The organism is Oceanihabitans sp. IOP_32 (assembly GCF_009498295.1).
GTDB classification, from domain to species: domain Bacteria; phylum Bacteroidota; class Bacteroidia; order Flavobacteriales; family Flavobacteriaceae; genus Wocania; species Wocania indica.
On record NZ_CP040813.1, the window covers coordinates 1,080,377 to 1,098,875 of the forward strand.

General features: G+C 35.1%; 16 protein-coding genes. 14 read left to right on the plus strand and 2 right to left on the minus strand.

All coding sequences use genetic code 11. From position 1 onward, the window contains the following. Positions 1-154 precede the first annotated feature (154 nt). From FEZ18_RS04540 to FEZ18_RS04585, 10 genes are all read left to right on the plus strand, one after another. Positions 155-631: a nucleoside deaminase gene (locus FEZ18_RS04540; RefSeq protein WP_228122855.1), complete on the plus strand. Its 477-nt coding sequence runs from the start codon at positions 155-157 to the stop codon at positions 629-631. Positions 632-772: 141 nt separating this feature from the next. Continuing rightward, entirely contained in the window at positions 773-1,108 is a 336-nt protein-coding gene (locus tag FEZ18_RS04545; RefSeq protein WP_153267225.1) for an arsenosugar biosynthesis-associated peroxidase-like protein, read from the plus strand. Between the two features lie 297 nt (positions 1,109-1,405). Beyond that, positions 1,406-2,470, plus strand: coding sequence for an arsenosugar biosynthesis radical SAM (seleno)protein ArsS (arsS, locus tag FEZ18_RS04550; protein WP_153269046.1), 1,065 nt, complete (start codon positions 1,406-1,408; stop codon positions 2,468-2,470). Between the two features lie 28 nt (positions 2,471-2,498). Next, the gene (locus FEZ18_RS04555) at positions 2,499-2,990 is read left to right on the plus strand and encodes a rhodanese-like domain-containing protein (protein ID WP_153267226.1); all 492 of its coding nucleotides are present in this window, start codon (positions 2,499-2,501) and stop codon (positions 2,988-2,990) included. Next, positions 2,983-3,612: a TIGR04282 family arsenosugar biosynthesis glycosyltransferase gene (locus FEZ18_RS04560; protein WP_153267227.1), complete on the plus strand. Its 630-nt coding sequence runs from the start codon at positions 2,983-2,985 to the stop codon at positions 3,610-3,612. Before FEZ18_RS04555 ends, FEZ18_RS04560 begins: the two co-directional genes overlap by 8 nt. Further along, entirely contained in the window at positions 3,605-4,417 is an 813-nt protein-coding gene (locus FEZ18_RS04565) for a purine-nucleoside phosphorylase (protein WP_153267228.1), read from the plus strand. The genes FEZ18_RS04560 and FEZ18_RS04565 overlap by 8 nt, the downstream gene beginning before the upstream one ends. A 267-nt stretch (positions 4,418-4,684) precedes the next feature. Next, a complete protein-coding gene (gene arsM, locus FEZ18_RS04570; RefSeq protein WP_153267229.1) occupies positions 4,685-5,656 on the plus strand; it encodes an arsenosugar biosynthesis arsenite methyltransferase ArsM in 972 nt (323 codons plus the stop codon). 56 nt (positions 5,657-5,712) lie between these two features. After that, complete coding sequence (locus FEZ18_RS04575) at positions 5,713-6,516, plus strand: DUF547 domain-containing protein (protein ID WP_153267230.1); 804 nt, start codon at positions 5,713-5,715, stop codon at positions 6,514-6,516. 28 nt (positions 6,517-6,544) lie between these two features. Further along, the gene (locus tag FEZ18_RS04580) at positions 6,545-7,249 is read left to right on the plus strand and encodes a TIGR04283 family arsenosugar biosynthesis glycosyltransferase (protein ID WP_153267231.1); all 705 of its coding nucleotides are present in this window, start codon (positions 6,545-6,547) and stop codon (positions 7,247-7,249) included. A gap of 78 nt (positions 7,250-7,327) precedes the next feature. Beyond that, positions 7,328-8,860, plus strand: a complete 1,533-nt coding sequence (locus FEZ18_RS04585) for a carboxypeptidase-like regulatory domain-containing protein (protein ID WP_153267232.1) — start codon at positions 7,328-7,330, stop codon at positions 8,858-8,860. Between the two features lie 286 nt (positions 8,861-9,146). Here FEZ18_RS04585 and FEZ18_RS04590 read toward each other — a convergent pair whose 3' ends face one another. After that, on the minus strand, positions 9,147-10,112 hold the full coding sequence (locus tag FEZ18_RS04590; RefSeq protein WP_228122864.1) for a DUF481 domain-containing protein: 966 nt from the start codon (positions 10,110-10,112) through the stop codon (positions 9,147-9,149). Positions 10,113-10,281: 169 nt separating this feature from the next. Further along, on the minus strand, positions 10,282-12,612 hold the full coding sequence (locus FEZ18_RS04595; RefSeq protein WP_153267234.1) for a patatin-like phospholipase family protein: 2,331 nt from the start codon (positions 12,610-12,612) through the stop codon (positions 10,282-10,284). Positions 12,613-13,035: 423 nt separating this feature from the next. Here FEZ18_RS04595 and cls point away from each other — a divergent pair, with 423 nt between their 5' ends. From cls to FEZ18_RS04615, 4 genes are all read left to right on the plus strand, one after another. After that, entirely contained in the window at positions 13,036-14,490 is a 1,455-nt protein-coding gene (gene cls, locus FEZ18_RS04600; RefSeq protein ID WP_153267235.1) for a cardiolipin synthase, read from the plus strand. A 723-nt stretch (positions 14,491-15,213) separates the two neighbouring features. Continuing rightward, positions 15,214-16,062, plus strand: coding sequence for an META domain-containing protein (locus FEZ18_RS04605; protein ID WP_153267236.1), 849 nt, complete (start codon positions 15,214-15,216; stop codon positions 16,060-16,062). A 43-nt stretch (positions 16,063-16,105) separates the two neighbouring features. Further along, the gene (locus FEZ18_RS04610; protein WP_153267237.1) at positions 16,106-16,744 is read left to right on the plus strand and encodes an HdeD family acid-resistance protein; all 639 of its coding nucleotides are present in this window, start codon (positions 16,106-16,108) and stop codon (positions 16,742-16,744) included. Between the two features lie 25 nt (positions 16,745-16,769). Continuing rightward, positions 16,770-18,491 carry an amidohydrolase gene (locus tag FEZ18_RS04615; RefSeq protein ID WP_153267238.1) on the plus strand — a complete coding sequence of 574 codons (1,722 nt, stop codon included), beginning with the start codon at positions 16,770-16,772 and terminating at the stop codon, positions 18,489-18,491. Positions 18,492-18,499 lie beyond the last annotated feature (8 nt).

The following is an 18,499-nucleotide window of genomic DNA, read 5'->3' on the forward strand; positions in this document are numbered from 1 at the left end:
TGTGTTAAAAGACATGAAAAAAGTACTATAAATTAGGCTATATAGTCTTGCTAAAATATAATTTTTAATCAACACTATTTCAATTAACTTTTTAAAAATTGTATATTGGCTTAATGCATTTTAGAATAATTAAAATGCACTTAATGCTTATAAAATGAACCATTCAGAAAAAGAAAAATTTATGCTCGAAGCTGTAAATGCAGCACTTAAAGGCATGCAGAATAATGAAGGCGGCCCTTTTGGTTGCATAATTGTTAAAAACGGCACAATTATAGGAAGAGGGCACAACAGAGTAACTTCTACCAACGACCCCACCGCACATGCCGAAATTACAGCCATTAGAGATGCTTGCAAAAACCTAAACTCCTTTCAACTAGAAGGTTGCGAAATTTACACCTCTTGCGAGCCTTGCCCTATGTGCCTGGGATTTATTGGGCGCGACCAAATAAAGTCTATTATGGTAGCAAACATTCTGATGCTGCTAAAATTGGTTTCGATGATGCGTTTATCTACAAAGAAATCCCCTTACCCGACCATAAAAGAAGTATTCCTTTTGAACAATTGGGCAAAGACTTTGCAAAAAAACCGTTTGAAGAATGGGCAAAAAAAAGAGGACAAAACAGCTTATTAGTGCGTCTCACAGAAACGCTATTACCGCATCAAATTTAACGCTCAAAAACCCCTAAAACTTCTAACAAAGAACCCAAAATCAACTTTTACAGTTTAAAAAAATATATCCTATTTAATAATTTACAAACCAAAAATTAAATACATGTCTAAAACCTATTACGATCCAGCAGATTTAAAAAAATTTGGCAAAATTACCGAATGGAATCCAGAGCTTGGAGAAAAATTTTTCGATTACTACGGCAAAGTCTTCGAAGACGGTGCGCTAACAGCCCGCGAAAAATCGCTAATCGCACTCGCCGTATCGCACACCGAGCAATGCCCGTACTGCATCGATGCCTATACAAAAGACGGCCTGCAACGCGGCATAACAAAGGAGGAAATGATGGAGGCTCTACACGTAGGTGCAGCCATTAAAAGCGGAGCGACACTCGTGCATGGCGTACAAATGATGAACAAAGTAAACAAATTAGACGGTTAGAATTTGGGCGTTACCACAAGGGTCGGGCTCTTACTACTCGCTCCCTCCTGCGTCGGGGAGCTCAAACGGACCGTTCAATCCCTAACGCGTCAATTTGTAGTTAGTAGTCATTAGACTGTAGTAAAGTGTATGCTTGTAAAGTTTAAGTGCTTATTAAACACAGATTTAAAGAATAGAAATAATTCAACAAAAACGACTCGTTTTTTTTAACACTGTGGTTTATCCTAAGCGCAATTAAAAAGTTTAGCCCAATTAAAAATGAACAGAACGAATAAAACAGCCCTTTTTCAAATTAAAATGAACAAACCAAAAACACAATCATTACAGAAGCGCGAAAGCGAATTGGCAAACACCAACCGGCAGTTGGAAATTTTATCGAACGGCATTTTTAAGAATGGAGAACTCCCAACGTTTAAAGACAAAATTGCCGAAACTAAGCAGTTTCCGCTTCAAGCAAAAAAACTGGAAATATTACAAATAAACTTGGGTTATATGTGCAACCAAGTCTGCGAACATTGCCATGTTGATGCCGGTCCAGACCGAAAGGAAATCATGACGCGCCATACCATGCAACAGTGCTTAGACGTTATAAAAAACACGAGCGCACACACACTCGACTTAACAGGTGGCGCCCCAGAAATGAATCCCGATTTTAGATGGTTTGTAGAAGAAGCCGCTAAAGCAGGTATTAAAGATTTTATTGTGCGCTCTAACTTAACCATCATTAGAGCCAACAAAAAATATTACGATTTACCGGAGTTTTTTAAAAAACACAAGGTGCACATTGTAAGCTCAATGCCGCATTGGACCAGAGGAAAAACAGATAAACAACGTGGCGATGGTGTTTTCGACAAATCGATAACAGCATTACAACAATTAAACGCAGCAGGTTATGGCATGCCAAACAGTAATCTTAAACTCGATCTAGTTTATAATCCTTCTGGTGCCTTTTTACCTGGAGACCAATTAGCCATGGAAAAAGATTTTAAAAAGGCATTAAAAGACGATTTTAATATTCAGTTTCATAATTTATTTGCGATTACCAATTTACCAATCTCACGGTTTTTAGACTATCTAATCGCCTCAGAGAATTATGAAGATTATATGTACGCGCTCGTCGAGGCTTACAACCCAAACGCAGTTGCCAACGTAATGTGCACCAACACATTGTCTGTAAGCTGGGATGGTTTTTTATATGACTGCGATTTTAATCAGATGCTTAAATTACCAGTAAATAGCAAAGTAAAACATATTTCAGAATATAACGAGGCCTTGCTTGAAGGCAGAAACATTGTGATTTCGCAACATTGCTATGGCTGTACCGCTGGCGCAGGGAGTAGTTGCCAAGGTGTTGTGGCTTAAATTCCTACACAGGCAGGAATCTCATACTATGAAAAACATAATATTGTACATATTCGCTTTATTTTATACCTCGGGTTTCTCTCAAGAATCCCTTGCTGCGGTATTAAAAAAATACAATAAAGAACGTATTCCTTATATTGCGGTTAGTGCCTTATCAAAACAAGAAAACGCTGTTATTTTAGATTCCAGGGCATTAGCAGAGTACAACATCAGTCATTTAAAACACGCCGTTTTTGTGGGTTATGATGATTTTAATCTCAAGCAAACCATAAAAAAACTCAACAATAAACAACAAACTATAATCGTATATTGCTCCATAGGCATTCGTTCTGAAGATATTGCCGAAAAACTCAAAAAAGCCGGTTACACCAATGTTTATAATTTATACGGCGGTATTTTCGAATGGAAAAATAGGGGTTTTAAGGTATATAATTCCCAAGAACAAGAAACCGATAGCATTCATACATACAGCAAGAAATGGGGTAAATGGTTAAAAAAAGGTATTAAAATTTATGACTAAAGCACTCGTTATCGTTTTTGTAAAAAACATTAAACTAGGTAAAGTAAAAACGCGACTTGCCAAAACCATTGGTGATCAAGCGGCTTTCGAAGTCTATAGTGAACTCGTTAAAATTACCGAAAAAGCTACCCAAAACAGTGCTATAGACACGCGTATTTATTTTTCTGAAACCGTTGTCGCCTCCAAATGGCCAAACCATTACAAGGCCATCCAAAGCGGTGCAGATTTGGGTGAACGCATGAAAAACGCATTCATTAAAGGCTTTGAAGATGGCTACCAGCACATTATTTTAATAGGTTCAGACCTACCCGATATTAACACCAATCACATTACAAACGGATTGGATATATTAAAACATCATCAAGTTGTTTTTGGTCCCGCCACAGATGGTGGCTACTATTTAATTGGTATGACTAAAATGCACCCTGAACTGTTTGATAACAAACCTTGGAGCCAACCCAATTTATTAGAAGTTAGCTTAAAAGCATTACAACAAAACAAAATAAGTTACGGCTTGCTTGAACCTTTAAATGATATTGATACGTTTGAAGATTTACAAGCCTCAACATTTTACAAATCGAATATTAAATTACAACAAAAAATACAACAATTAAATGATTAAACACATTAATGAAGCCGTTGAATACCTTCAAAACAAAGGTTTTGAAACCCCAGAAATAGGCATTATTCTGGGCACAGGACTGGGAAAACTCATTAACGAAGTAGAGATATTAGCCGAGGTAAGTTACAATCACATTCCAAATTTCCCTACCGCAACCGTAGAGTTTCATAAAGGAAAACTAATTTATGGCCGCATCGCAGGAAAAAAAGTAATCGTTATGCAAGGTCGTTTTCACTTATACGAAGGCTACACACTGCAAGATGTTACTTATCCTGTTCGTGTTATGGAAAAATTAGGCATAACAACCTTGTTGGTCTCTAATGCTGCAGGTGCTATAAACCTAAACTTTAAAAAAGGGGAGCTCATGCTTATAGACGACCATATAAACCTGCAAGGAAGTTCACCTTTAGCATTTAATGGGGTTGAAAAATTAGGCGAACGCTTTACAGACATGAGTGCGCCGTATAATAAGCACATCAATGCCACTTTTAAAGCCATCGCAAAAACAAACAATATAAAATTGCACGAAGGGGTTTACGCTAGTGTTGTTGGCCCCCAATTAGAAACCCGTGCCGAATATAAAATGCTTAAAATTATGGGTGCCGATGCGGTTGGAATGAGCACGGTTCCAGAAATTATTGTGGCTAATCATTTAAAATTAAAAGCAGCAGCAATTTCGGTTTTAACCGATGAATGCGACCCAGATAATTTAAAACCCGTTAATATTTCAGAAATTATAGAAATGGCCTCAAAAGCAGAACCCAATATGATAACCTTATTTAAGGAATTGATAAAAACGCTTTAAAATTTAATCTCAGTAACAACCTGTCTGTTGCGGCGTCAACAAATGAAAAGCTAACAAATAAAAATCATGACTTGTAAATTTTTAATCTAGACATGAAAAAATTTTATAATACAGATAAACACCAAGTTTTTTAGAACATTAAATTTAGTTTGTTGCGGAGACCTCACAGGGTTTAAAAACCTATGAGGTCTTTATTACCGAAGGTATTAATAGCTTTTAGCGCTTAAAATTAATTTTTCATTTTTAACTTTTTCACATTTTAACCCTATGGACAACTATTTAGAAACCACACACAACGTTTACAAGGCAGCCGCGCTAACACCAGATGTTGGTTTATGCTGCACGACAAACCCCATTTGGGAATTACCGGGCTTAAAAATACCGAAAATCATGCAAGACATGAACTATGGTTGTGGCTCTACGGTACATGCACGCGATTTAACCAACAATCCCAAAATGCTCTATGTTGGCGTTGGTGGCGGTATGGAATTGTTGCAGTTTGCTTATTTTAATCGTCAGAAAAACGGCGTAATTGGTATTGATGCTGTTGATGAAATGCTTGAAGCCTCGCGCAAAAATTTTATTGAAGCCGAAGCACAAAACCCTTGGTTTAAATCCGATTTTATAGACCTTAAAAAAGGAGACGCCATGAATCTTCCCGTTGCCGACAACAGTATAGATGTGGCGGCACAAAATTGTTTGTTCAATATCTTTAAAGCAGCAGATTTAAAAAAAGCGATTGCCGAAATGTATCGGGTTTTAAAACCACACGGCCGTCTGGTTATGAGCGACCCAGTTTGCGAGCAACCCATGAGTGATGCCCTTCGAAATGACGACAGACTAAGAGCTTTGTGCCTAAGCGGAAGCTTACCCATTGCAGATTATGTTAAGGCCTTAACCGATGCTGGTTTTGGAACCATAGAAATTAGGGCGCGTAAACCGTATAGGATTTTAGACCCTAAAAATTATCCAACAGACGAATTAATTTATATTGAGTCTATTGAAGTCGCCGCCATTAAAGACCCTATGCCCGCAGATGGTCCTTGTGTTTTTACTGGAAAAACCGCTATTTATTATGGCGACGACGATTATTTTGACGATAAAGCAGGCCATGTTTTATTAAAAAATCAACCTTTAGCGCTGTGCGATAAAACAACGGCAGCTTTAAAAGCTTTGAATAGAGATGATATTTTCTTTTCGGAATCTACGTTTCATTACGATGGTGGCGGATGCTGTTAACACTAAAAACTTATCTTTAACTAACTGATGAGCAGGATACCATTAATTATAAATACATGAAAAACCACTTAGGCTTTTACTTAATTTGTTTGTTAACATTCTACACAAGCTCAATTAAAGGTGTTGCAACGCGACATGAAACTAATTTAGACGTATTGGAATTTTCTAAAACCGAACAATTACACCATCAAAAAGAGGAAAACGAACGTATCGTAACACATCAATTATGGGATGATTTATTACGAAAAAACGTTTCTAATCAGGGTGTAGTAAATTACAAACAGTTTAAAAAAGATTACAAAAAACTTCGCGATTATATAGAAGAACTAAGCTTTACACGTGCAAATATAAGTTTTAATGCGTTCTCTAAATCAGAAAAATTAGCCTATTGGATAAATGCCTACAATGCTTTAACTATTGATTTAATTCTAAGGCATTACCCTGTAAAAAGTATAAAAGACATAAATAATCCTTGGAAACAACGCTTATGGACATTGGGCGGAACGCCAATTGATTTAGACGAGATAGAGCATCAAATTTTACGAAAAATGAACGAACCTAGAATTCATTTCGCAATTGTTTGCGCCTCTGTTTCTTGTCCGAAACTACAAAACCAAGCCTATACCGCTTCAAATATAGAAGCACAGCTTACCAAAGCCACAAAAGAATTTCTAAGCGACCCAAGAAAAAACGCGCTTTCTAAAGACCAAGTTGAACTTTCAAAAATCTTTAAATGGTTTGCTAAAGATTTTAAGCAAAAGGGGAGTTTAATCGATTTTTTAAATCAGTATTCGGATGTAAAAATTTCCGCGAAAGCGAAAAAAACTTTTAAAAGCTTTAATTGGAATTTAAATGCATAAGCCCAAATATTAGACGCTAGTATAAGCCATGAAGCACCAAATATCTATAATAATTCCGGTTTACAACGAAGTAGCTCGTATAGGTGTTTTAATAGATTATCTTAAACAAAACGCTTCAACAGAAAATATTGCAGACCTTATTGTTGTTGATGGCGGCAGTACCGATGGTTCCCAGAATAGTATTGCTAAACTTGAAAATACGGCACTTATACCCTCTAAAAAAGGACGTGCAAAACAAATGAATTGCGGAGCAAAACAAGCAACTGGAAATATCCTTTATTTTTTACACGCCGATTCTTTTCCACCTAAACATTTTGACCAATACATTATTAAAGCCGTTGAGAACAACAACAGTGCAGGCTGTTTTATTATGCGGTTTAACAGTAAACACTGGTGGTTAAAACTTGCCGGATTTTTAACCCAATTGCCTTTTAAAAGCTGTCGTGGTGGCGACCAAAGTTTATTTGTAACCAAATCACTTTTTAACACCATTGGTGGTTTTGATGAAAGCTATAACATTTACGAAGACAACGATTTTATAAGTAAGCTTTATGCCCGAAAGCAATTTGTGGTTATTAAGAAATGGCTAACCACATCGGCTAGACATTATAATACCCATGGGGTTTGGCGTTTGCAGTATCATTTTGGAGTTATTCATTTAAAAAAATGGTTGGGTGCCTCGCCAGATAAACTGCATGCTTATTATTTAAAACATGTAAATGTTAAAAAGTAATAAATTGCACTTAACAAAATTATAAATAGTAAAAATATGTCATGTAATCGTCTATTTTTATAGAAACTTTTCAATGATATGAAAAACCTACTGCGCTTCATTTTAATTCTGTTTTATAGTTCCCAAACCCTTCAAGCCCAAGACGCTATACGTGCAAAAATTATCGATTCTACAACCCAAAAACCCATTGCTTTTGCTACGGTAGAGCTCAATAAAAATTCTGGGATTATAAGTAATGAAAACGGCGTTTTTCAGATGTATTTAAACCGAAAAACAACCGTAAACGACACGCTTTTTATTAATTGTTTAGGTTATGAAACCAAACGTATTGCGGTTCAAAAATTAACAGACAGCATTATTGTTTTAAGTGAAAAATCTATAGCATTAGACGAGGTTTTGCTTTCTAATAAAAATTATTCTGTTGAAGAAATTTTAGAGAAAATAAGCGAAAATCTTATTAATAATTACGATTTTAATTTTACAAAAAGTAGATTGTTCTACAGAGCGTCTTATACCACCAATATTCATAAAAAAGATGTGGAATTAAAAAAATCTAGCATTCCAGAATTCAACCAAGCATTTACAGATAGCGTATTACAAATAATCCCGAAAACTTCTGATTACTATATCGAAATTTTAGGCGATTTATTCCATCCAAATGCACTTGATAAAGCACATAAATTGCATATTGTTAAAGCTTCTAAACTCTATGACAAAAACAACGAGATTACCTTTAACGGCTTAGAAAAAAAGCTTAATGCTATTTTAAAAAAACGCGTAAAAAGAGATTCTTATTTTAAGATAAAATCTGGTTTTCTATTAGGGACCAAACTAGATATCGACTCTACGGCTTTCAGTAATCCTGAAGAAGACGAAGCTCTAAAAAAAAACCAAGCGATGCTAGAAGCCGAAAAAAAGAAAGCACAAGAGGAGCAAGAAGATTTTTTAAATTACAGAAAAAAAGCACTTGTTAGGTTAAAAAACAATAGTTTTATCAATGAAGATTCACCACTCAACTTTCTAGAAAAATCTAACCGTTATAATTTTGAACTTTTAGACCACCTGTTTTTAAACGGTAATTTTGTTTATAAAATAACATTTACGCCCAAACGAAAAGAGGATTTTAAAGGCGTTATTTATGTAAACACCGACGATTTCGCTATAATCCGTGTAGATTATGAGAATGTAAAACTGTTAAAAAACTTTAAACTTTTTGGTGTTTCGTTTAAAAGACATTTAGAAAAAGGCACTCTAATTTACTCAAAAAATAACATGAATAAATACGGATTAAAATATGCCGAAGCAGAAAAAGGCAATACCTTCGAAATAAAGAGACCGTTAAAAGTTATTGAGAAAAACAAACACACAAAAGGGAGAAGAAAGCAAAACGAAATTTCTACTCAAATTAATTTTATAACCTCTAATCTTTCAAAACAAGAATTGGTGGTTTTTGAGAACGAAAACATTACAGAAACCACGTTTACCAATTTTACAGAAAAAGCAAACATAAAACCCACGTATTTGCCACAATACGACCCCAAATTTTGGGAAGGTTACCAAGTTATAAAACCCAATCAAGCCATTAAGGATTTTAAAAGCATGGAAGAGTAAGCTGGCAAACCAAAACAAACGTTTGCTGAAAGCTTTAAAACTAATTTACGCCCCTTTTTCTTTTAGTTCTATCTGAACTATTGCGACAACTAAATTTCGTAATGTTGAACTTAGGTCTTTGGGCTTCATGACTTAGTACACAATACAAAATACTTGTGATAATAATGCCTTTAGAATGAATCGAGGTATCGCATTTTTACGAATAGAGATTGTTATGCCATTTTCCATTATCGAATTCAACACATCAAATTCCTACCCTCAGAAATAATGGAAGAACCTTTCTTTTTTAAAGCTCCCAACCAAAGGTGGTTTGCACTACATAATCGTAATTCCCACTTGGGTTTACAGATTGGTTATCGTAATTTACAGAAAAGCCTACTTTAATAAAAAAATCTAAGGGTAAATCGTATTTTAAATCCATATTACTATCAAAACGCCACCTTCCAGATTCGGTAATACCAGGATAAGCAATTATTCTTGCCAATAAATTAAGATCGCCAACATCGTACAAATTTAATTCTGAACCAAAGAAACCCTCGGCACTATTTAACGAACTAGAGTTCGCGTTCGAAAAACTCTCGTTATTATAAGACACTCCTGCTTGAACGCCCCAATATAACCGGTTGTTGCGTTTTAAATACTTACCCATACCCAATTTAGATACGGTACGCAATTTTAAATCTTGCTCGGTATTAGAAAGCCAATTTACCTCAGCCAATGGGAACCAATCCTTACGCAAATAATAACGGTAACTCAATGCGGCGTCAATACGTTTTACAGCATCAGTATCGTCTCTATTCGAAGAAATATCGTTATAATTTGCTTTAGAAGACCATCTTTTTGCTTGATACCCCAGAGTACTTCTTAAACTGAATTGCCTAAAATTATTAGACTTTGTAAAATTATACCCAAGCCCAATAGAAGCCGATAGCTTACTTAGAAAATCTGACTTGACCATTTGCAAAAAGACAATATCCTGGATAAAAACTTTCGCAAGGGTATCGGTTGCACTTAAAATGATAACTTCTTTCTCATTAACACTTCTTAGTTTACCATTATATCTATCGCCACGGCTTGTGTTGATTAAAAATTCAGTAGATGTAATTAGCTTTGTTACTTTATCCCATTCTATAGCAAAATCACTATCGCTATAGCTGGTTTTCATTTTTAAAACCCCTTTATTCATTCCTTTTACTTCACCGTGAATAGTATTGCCGCTTTTAACAACAAGTGTATCGTTTTGACTAAACATTATTGTAAAAGAAAGAAGAAAAAAAGTAAGAATAAGACACTTTGAACTCTTGAACATATCTATATTTTTAAATTTCTAAAATAACGATGTGTTTATTTTAACTAATGCCTCTATTGGCTAATCAATAAAAAACGACATTTAAATAAAACCTCAGCTTTTTTAATGACTTTTAATTAGAACGGTTAAAATGTACCCCAATACCAATAAAAAATCTAACTTTATCAGCATTGTTAACCCAAGACAAATCGAAATCAATAGGGCCTAAAAGTGAGTTATATGAAAACGTGCTGCCTGCCGACAATAAAAAACTTGTTTCTGTAGAGTTTGTCCACTTCCCTTTTGCAGTAAACGCATTTTTTGCAAAGTCACTAAAGCTATCAAAACCAACGGATGCTACATTTACATGGGGTTTAATATACACTCTATTAAGCGCATGAATTTGCACACCTAAATTTAGCTTAAGGAACTGATTTACGCCCAACTCCCCTTGTTTTAAGCCAGGAAAAACAAAACTCTCCATTCTAGGATTATGTAAATTTCCGCCTAAAAAATATTTCGAATTCAACCCATAATCTGAGAACGAAATATCATTATTCCGCAAGGTATCTTCAAAAATAAAATATCCAGAAGCTCCAAAAATCGCAGTAGTTCTTTGTGAAAGTGGTATATTTTTTTGATAATCGATTCCAAATCGTATAAAATTATTTGTCGATCCATTAAGATTAGGGAAGGTGTTATCTGAAGCACTCATTCTCACGTCATTTCTTAGAGATCTACCCAAATAGCTCTTTAAAATAGTACCCCGTATTGGAAAAAACACGGCATTTGTACTATTATAATGGTATTGTGCATACAACTCGGTGTTATTATTGCTGTATTTTCTTATTTTAAAGATGTTATCATTAATATCTGGGTCGGTGGTTGGTTTAAAGTTGGTATTGTGATGCTTTAAACCAAAACCCACATAACTTCTTAGAGAACTTAAATTTCTATTAATTTGAAAATCGAAGGCATGGTAACGGTATTTAAAATCATCAACATACTTACCGCCAACAAAAACTTTTTGTCTAAGCTGTTGCACGAAGGCCTCAGATCGCCACCACCAATTACGATCTAAACCAAAATTTTTTTGATGCTGTACACGAAGCTTTGGCTGCTCAGAGATATCAATGGTAGCCAACGTTCTTGATGCATTGCCAATTATATTTCTTCCCGTATAATTTAAAATTAAACCCACACCATAATCGCCATCATAGTGTAATGAACCTTTTACTTGATGTTTAGACCTTTCAAAACCTTTAATTTCTATGCCAAGTCTATTATCTTCAAATAAGATAGGTGTGTAAGTAATGTGATTAAAAATAGTGGTTCCCATAGCTCTATTAACACCATCTAACACATCTTCTGGGGTGTAAGCTTTATTTGGAAAAATAGCTGTGCGTGCTTTCACCAAAGCTAAATTTGTTTTACTCATACCTTTATATATTACGGTATCTAAAACAAATTCATTAGGCGCATCGGGCAATTGGTGCGTGCGTTGTTTAAACTTTTTTAACTGTCTTGACAGTGCAGCCAAAGTATCTAAATTCTGTTGTACAGCCTTTTTACCTTGTTCATAAATAGCATCAGCTTTGGTGAAATCGCCTGTAGAATAGGTCAAATTAGGCGTGTGTTCAATCAAAATATCACAAAGCGCACGGTTTTCAGGGTGCTTAAGGTTGCTATTTATCATACCGGCCTGAAAAAGTAAACTGGCAAAATTATTTAATTTTTCTTTACTTACCATCCCACTACCTACATCGCTGCCAATTATAATATCTGCACCCAAATCTTTTGCCACATCAACAGGGAAATTATTTAACAAGCCGCCATCAACCAAAAGGGTATCTTCATAAGGCACCGCTCTAAAAATCCCAGGAATAGACATACTTGCCCGCATAGCTAAAGACAAAGACCCACGATCTAAAACCACTTCTTTACCGTTTACAATATCGGTTGCTATGGCTCGAAAAGGAATGCTTAAATCATCAAAATCGTCTACATTATAAACAGGAAAAGTGAGTGACGCTATAAACCCTCTTAAATTCTGATCGTTAACCAAGAAACTACCTGGTTTTAATTTCCCATCGGCCCAATTAAGCTCTACTAAATAACGACTAAACTCCGATTTTTCTTCAACACTTACTTTCGATAATGCTGTTCCGCCTCCAATCAATTCATTCCAGTTGGCTTGTTTGGCAATATTGGCAATACGATTACCAGAATACCCCACAGCATATAGAGCCCCAACAATACTACCCATACTGTTACCTACAACCAAATCTGGCACTATCCCCAAAGAATCAAGTGCTTGCAAAACAGGAATATGCGCCACACCCTTAGCTCCACCACCACTTAACACCAAAGCCACTTTAGGCTTCTTTTCTTGCGATTGTAAAACTTGAGGCGCTATGAAAAGGAATAAAAGTATTAATACCGCTAAGCGTTTATAAATGTTCATTATTTTAAATGGCTAAATATTTGAAATTTATGCAGCTCTCCAAGCTACAAAAGAGAAACGGCTTTATAAAAAACCATGACAAAGCGTTTACCCGATAGATTCTCTGGTTTTTTTTAACAAATATAGCGGTTTTAGCCATACTTTTAAAGGCAGAAGCTTGAACAATAACTTGGTTCAACTAAAACATATTCAGTTTGAAATCACTACAAAGCTTTATTTAGGAAAGCTAAACATTTAAAGGGAATTAAAAAATTATTTATTTAGTTTACAGGAGATCAATAACCAATGGAGAGCTGTAATAACAAATGTATACTTTTATATCGGTCGTAATCAACATTATGTTATATTGTACTTTTAAATTTTCTTTTGAAACAAATTTGTTTTAATAACCGCAAGCTTTTAAAAAAATAAACACAGAGTTATATGGATTGGATTTTACTCGGAGAAATCGCCTACATACTCATAATGGTAGCCGTAATTTTTAGAGTGCTTATTGATACGCGTAGTTCTACAAAAGCACTAGCTTATATTTTATTTATTGTTTTTGTGCCTTTTATTGGGATGATTTTTTATTTATCGTTTGGTATTAACTACAGAAAGCAAAAGCTATACAGCAAAAAAATAGTTGAAGACGAGCCCCTTAGGCAACGCATTAGAGCTAAAATGAATTCGTATTCTGAGGCTGTAAGTAATTCTGGTTTAATTGGAAAAAATAGACACGCCTTGGTCGAGTTTATTCGCCGAGCAGGTACGAGTCCGCTAACAGCAAATAACGAGGTGAAACTATTAGTAAATGGCGAAGAGAAATTTCCAGAATTACTAAAAGCTATTGAAAATGCTAAGCATCACATTCATATTGAATATTACATTTATGAAGATGATTTTACTGGAAATCAAGTTGCCGATTTACTTATAAAAAAGGTAAAACAAGGCGTTGAAGTCCGTTTCATGTACGATGATTTTGGAAGCCACAGCCTGGGCTCTTCCTTTATTAAAAAACTACGAGACGCTGGGGTACAAACCGCACCTTTTTATAAAATAAAATGGTATGCTTTAGCTAGCCGACTTAATTATAGAAACCATAGAAAAATTATAATTATCGATGGCCTAATTGGTTTTGTGGGCGGTATTAATATGTGTGACAAATACAGAAACGACCTAAATAAAAAAGAGCATTTGTTTTGGCGCGACACACATCTCATGCTTAATGGTCAATCTACGGCCTACTTACAATATTTATTCATGTGCGACTGGAATTTTTGTAGCACGGAAAAAATGTTTTTTAATACCATCTATTTCCCAGACCACACCAACCAAAAAACATTTACAAATGAAGTGGTTCAAATCGTTGCCTCTGGACCAGACAGCAAACAGCCCGTAATCTTCTACTCGTTACTTAAAGCCATAAGTTCTGCAAGAAAGCGCATTTATATAACAAGCCCCTATTTTATACCGGGAGAAAGTTTGATGGATGCCTTGATTTTGGCCATTCAAGGGGGATTAGATGTTAAAATCCTTATACCTGGGGTTTCAGATTCTAAAACAGTAAATTCTGCGGCAAGCGCGTATTACACAGAATTATTGAGATACGGTGCTAAAATTTATACCTACAAAAAAGGATTTGTACATGCAAAAACTATGATTGTTGATGATGATTTAGCCATTGTAGGCTCTGCAAATATGGATTACAGAAGTTTCGATTTAAATTTCGAGGTGAACGCTATGGTTTATAGTAAAAATGTAGCTGGGCAACTTATCGAGGTTTTTGAAAAAGACCTTCAAGACTCCGAACTAATTGATGCACAATCGTGGTTAGACAGACCAAAATACATCCATCTTTGGGAGAGATTTGTTCGCCTACTCTCCCCTTTCTTATAACACGGTATTCTATTATTTGATAACACTAGTGTCCGATTAAAAATATTAAAATGCTGTCCATCCTTTTAAAATTAAGAACTTTGCACGTTTTTTAAAATGTCACCTTGCTTATTTGAAATAATTATTAAGATTTAAAGGAACTATTATGTTAATTTAAAGTACTTCGGTTTATCAGTTAGTTAGAATCAAGTCTTGGTTCTTATGTCTATTAGCGAAGCGGTCTTATGTCTTTTGTCGGACATTAATGATTTGATAATATACTTTTTGGCTATCCATAACATTTGCTTTTAAAAAAGATACTTGTCGGTTTGTTTCATTAAACCACATAAAACTGAAGTTTAACAAAAACTTAACCGTTAAAGGTTCGGTATGTTACGAACAAAGCATATATTAGTTGTTCGTACCAATAATAAACATGGACGTTTTTACCCCTAGCTTTCGAATGATTGTATAAAAAATTATGTCATACTCATAGACTAAAAAACAGGCTTAGCTCATGATTAAGCCAGTCTTAGAACTAACCGATACCAAATTAACACGACGACATTTCAAAATTAAATTGGTATTAAATAAAAAAATAAAAATAAGGTTAAGCCTTAAACATTTTAATAATCGCATACAAATTAAATACCATGAAACATCCATAACTAATACTTGATACCCAAGGAAAATGATTAAATGGATGTCGCATGTGACCGATGAAAAAACAATAAATATAAACACATGAAAACTAAAATAACAACACTAGCAATTGTAGCCTTAACCATTATGAGCTGCAACAATTCAAAAAAAACGAATACAGAAACATCTTCAGAAAAAACTGAAACCCCAATTGAAAATAAAACCGCCTCTCATACTACAACTATTGAGAACACAAAATGGATTATCACCACTTTAAATGGTGGCGATATGAGTGATAGAGAGGCCAATGGTCAAGAGATTTATTTTATACTCGATTCTAAAACAAACCGCATAAGCGGAAACTCAGGTTGTAATATTTTTACTGGAACATACGCCTTAAACGATGATAATCAAATTTCGTTTTCAAAATTAGGGGCTACCAAAATGATGTGTCCTGATGCCAAAATTAACGAATCCTTAATTCTTAGTGTTTTTGAAAACGCCAACCATTACAGCATCACTAATGGCATACTAGCTTTAAAAAAAGCCGAAAACGCACCTTTAGCAGAATTTAAAAAGATTAAAGTAGTCGATGAGCCTATTGTTGAAAAATATTGGAAGTTAAAAACACTAGAAGGCAAAGCGATTACTATGGCAGAAAACCAAGAGCAAGAAATTTATTTAATATTAAAATCAAAAGACAATAATTTTACTGGTTTTGCCGGTTGTAACAACTTTTCTGGGAGCTATACTTTAGAGGAAGGTAACAGAATTCGTTTTGATAAAAATATAGCGGTTACTATGAAAGCTTGCCCAGATGTTGCTATTAATGAATCTGAATTTTTAAAGATTTTTGAACTTGTAGACAACTATACTATAAACGACGATGTATTATCCCTAAATGTAGGCAAAAGAGCTCCACTAGCAGTGTTTGAAGCCGTTTATTTTTAGAATACAACTCGTTTAACTTCATCACTTTTTAAAACATAATACTATGAAATCTATATTTTTTAAACCCATTAGAGACAGCATTAAATATTGGTATGTTCCTTTAATTATTGGGCTGTTTTTTATTGTTGTAAGCGTTATCGCGTTTACCTCACCCGAACGCTCGCTACTCACCTTATCTATTTTATTTGCCTTATCATTTCTATTAAGTGGAATCTCGGAAGTTGTGTTTTCACTAATGAACAGAAATCGTATGGAAAATTGGGGTTGGTCGCTTGCCTTTGGCATCATCACCCTAATTCTTGGTATCTCATTACTTATGCATCCCAACTTGTCTTTAGGTATATTGGCATTTTATATCGGTATTGTTATTCTTTTTAGATCGGTTGCTGCCTTTAGTTTTGCCCTAGATCTTAAACGCTACGGGAGTAAAAAATGGGGTAGCCTATTGGCTTTGGGCATAATAGGCGCTATATTCTCTTTCATTCTTATTTTAAACCCTGTTTTTACTGGTATGAGCATTGTAGTTCTCGTGGCACTAAGCTTCCTGTTTGCTGGGCTATTTAGTATTTCGTTGTCTTTACAACTACGAAAAATCCACAAATCATCTAAATCCATTTCTTCAGAATTAAAAAAACGTTACGACGATATTATGGAAGAAATTCTTGATGAATTAGACGATTAAATCCCATGTATAAAGCCAACCTGAAATGAAAAAATCAATAGTCATGCTATGTGTTTTAACTGCTGTTTTTAGTTGTAGAGACAATAAAAATCAAGCTGAAGATAATACAACCACCGAAACTACGCAGTTATTCTTTAATGGCGATATTATCACCATGGATTCTGAAAAACCAGAATATGCTGAAGCTTTAGTTGAAAAAAACGGTAACATCGTTTTTGTAGGACGTAAAACCCAAGCCGAAGCCAAACATAGCGATGCCAAAAAAATTAACCTTAACGGAAAAACCTTACTACCGGGTTTTATAGATCCTCACAGCCACTTTGCTATGGTGTCGAACACCATGGGTCAAGTCAATTTAAACTCAGAACCTGTTGGAACAATTACTAATATTAACGATATTTTAGAACGTTTAAAACAATATAAAGAAGAAGAAAACATTCCAGATGGCGAATGGATTTTTGGTTGGGGATATGATGATGGTCAATTGGCCGAGAAACGCCATCCTACAAAAAACGACATTGATAAAATATTACCAAACAATCCAGTTTATCTGCAGCATACCAGCGGGCACATGGGCGTTGCCAATGCATTAGCACTCGAATTCTTTGAAGTTTCCAAAGATACTAAGAGTCCAGAAGGTGGTACGATTGATCGTTTTCCTAATTCGGAAGAACCAACGGGTCTAGTTCAAGAAACAGCCATGTATCCCTTTGTAGGTTTTATGCTAGAAAAATTAGCTTCAAAACAAGAAGCATTTTTCGATACGACACAAAATTATTATGCTTCAAATGGTATTACCACAGCACATGATGGTATGACCGATAGAAACACCATACGCTTCTTTCAATCGCAAGCCGATGCTGGAAAATTTAAAATTGATTTGGTGGCATTGGCAGGTTATGCCGAATTGGAATCCAACTTAAAGGATTCCACGCTTCAATTTAAAACCTATAAAAACGGCTTTAAGGTACAAGGCACAAAAATAGTTGCAGATGGGTCTCCACAAGGGAAAACGGCCTATTTCACAAAACCTTATTTAACCGAAGTGCCCGGTTGCTTTAACTATTGTAGAGGTTTACCTAGTTTAACGCAAGAAACCCTAAACAACTTATTTTTAAAAGCCTACAAAGCCAACAATCAATTATTCGTGCACTGTAACGGTGATGCCACCATAGACATGATTTTTAATGCGCACCAAAACGCCAGTAAAGTATTAAATGAGCCACTAAATAAAGACCGAAGAACCATCATTATTCATGCGCAATTCCCAAGACCAGAGCAATTAGAAATGTTTGTAGACTACAAAATGGAACCTTCGTTTTTTACCAACCATGCCTATTTTTGGGGTGACGTGCATTTGGAGAATTTAGGTAAAGAAAGGGCAGAGTTTTTAAGTCCTCTGGTAAGTGCCACACGCTTAGGCTTAAAACCTACCAACCATTCTGATGCTACGGTAACCCCAATCGATCCTATTTTTACACTATGGACTGCTGTAAATCGAGTGTCACGATCGGGTGTAATTATTGGAGCAGACGAAAGAGCCACACCTTATCAAGCCCTTCAAGCCATTACTGTAAATGCGGCTTACGAATTATTTGACGAGCATTTAAAAGGCACTTTAAGCGTGGGCAAGCTAGCAGATTTTGTGATATTGGATAAAAACCCTCTAAAAGTAGAACCCATGACAATTAAAGATATTCAGGTTTTAGAAACTTTTAAAGAAGGAAAAAGCGTATTCAAACAATAGTGTTTTAA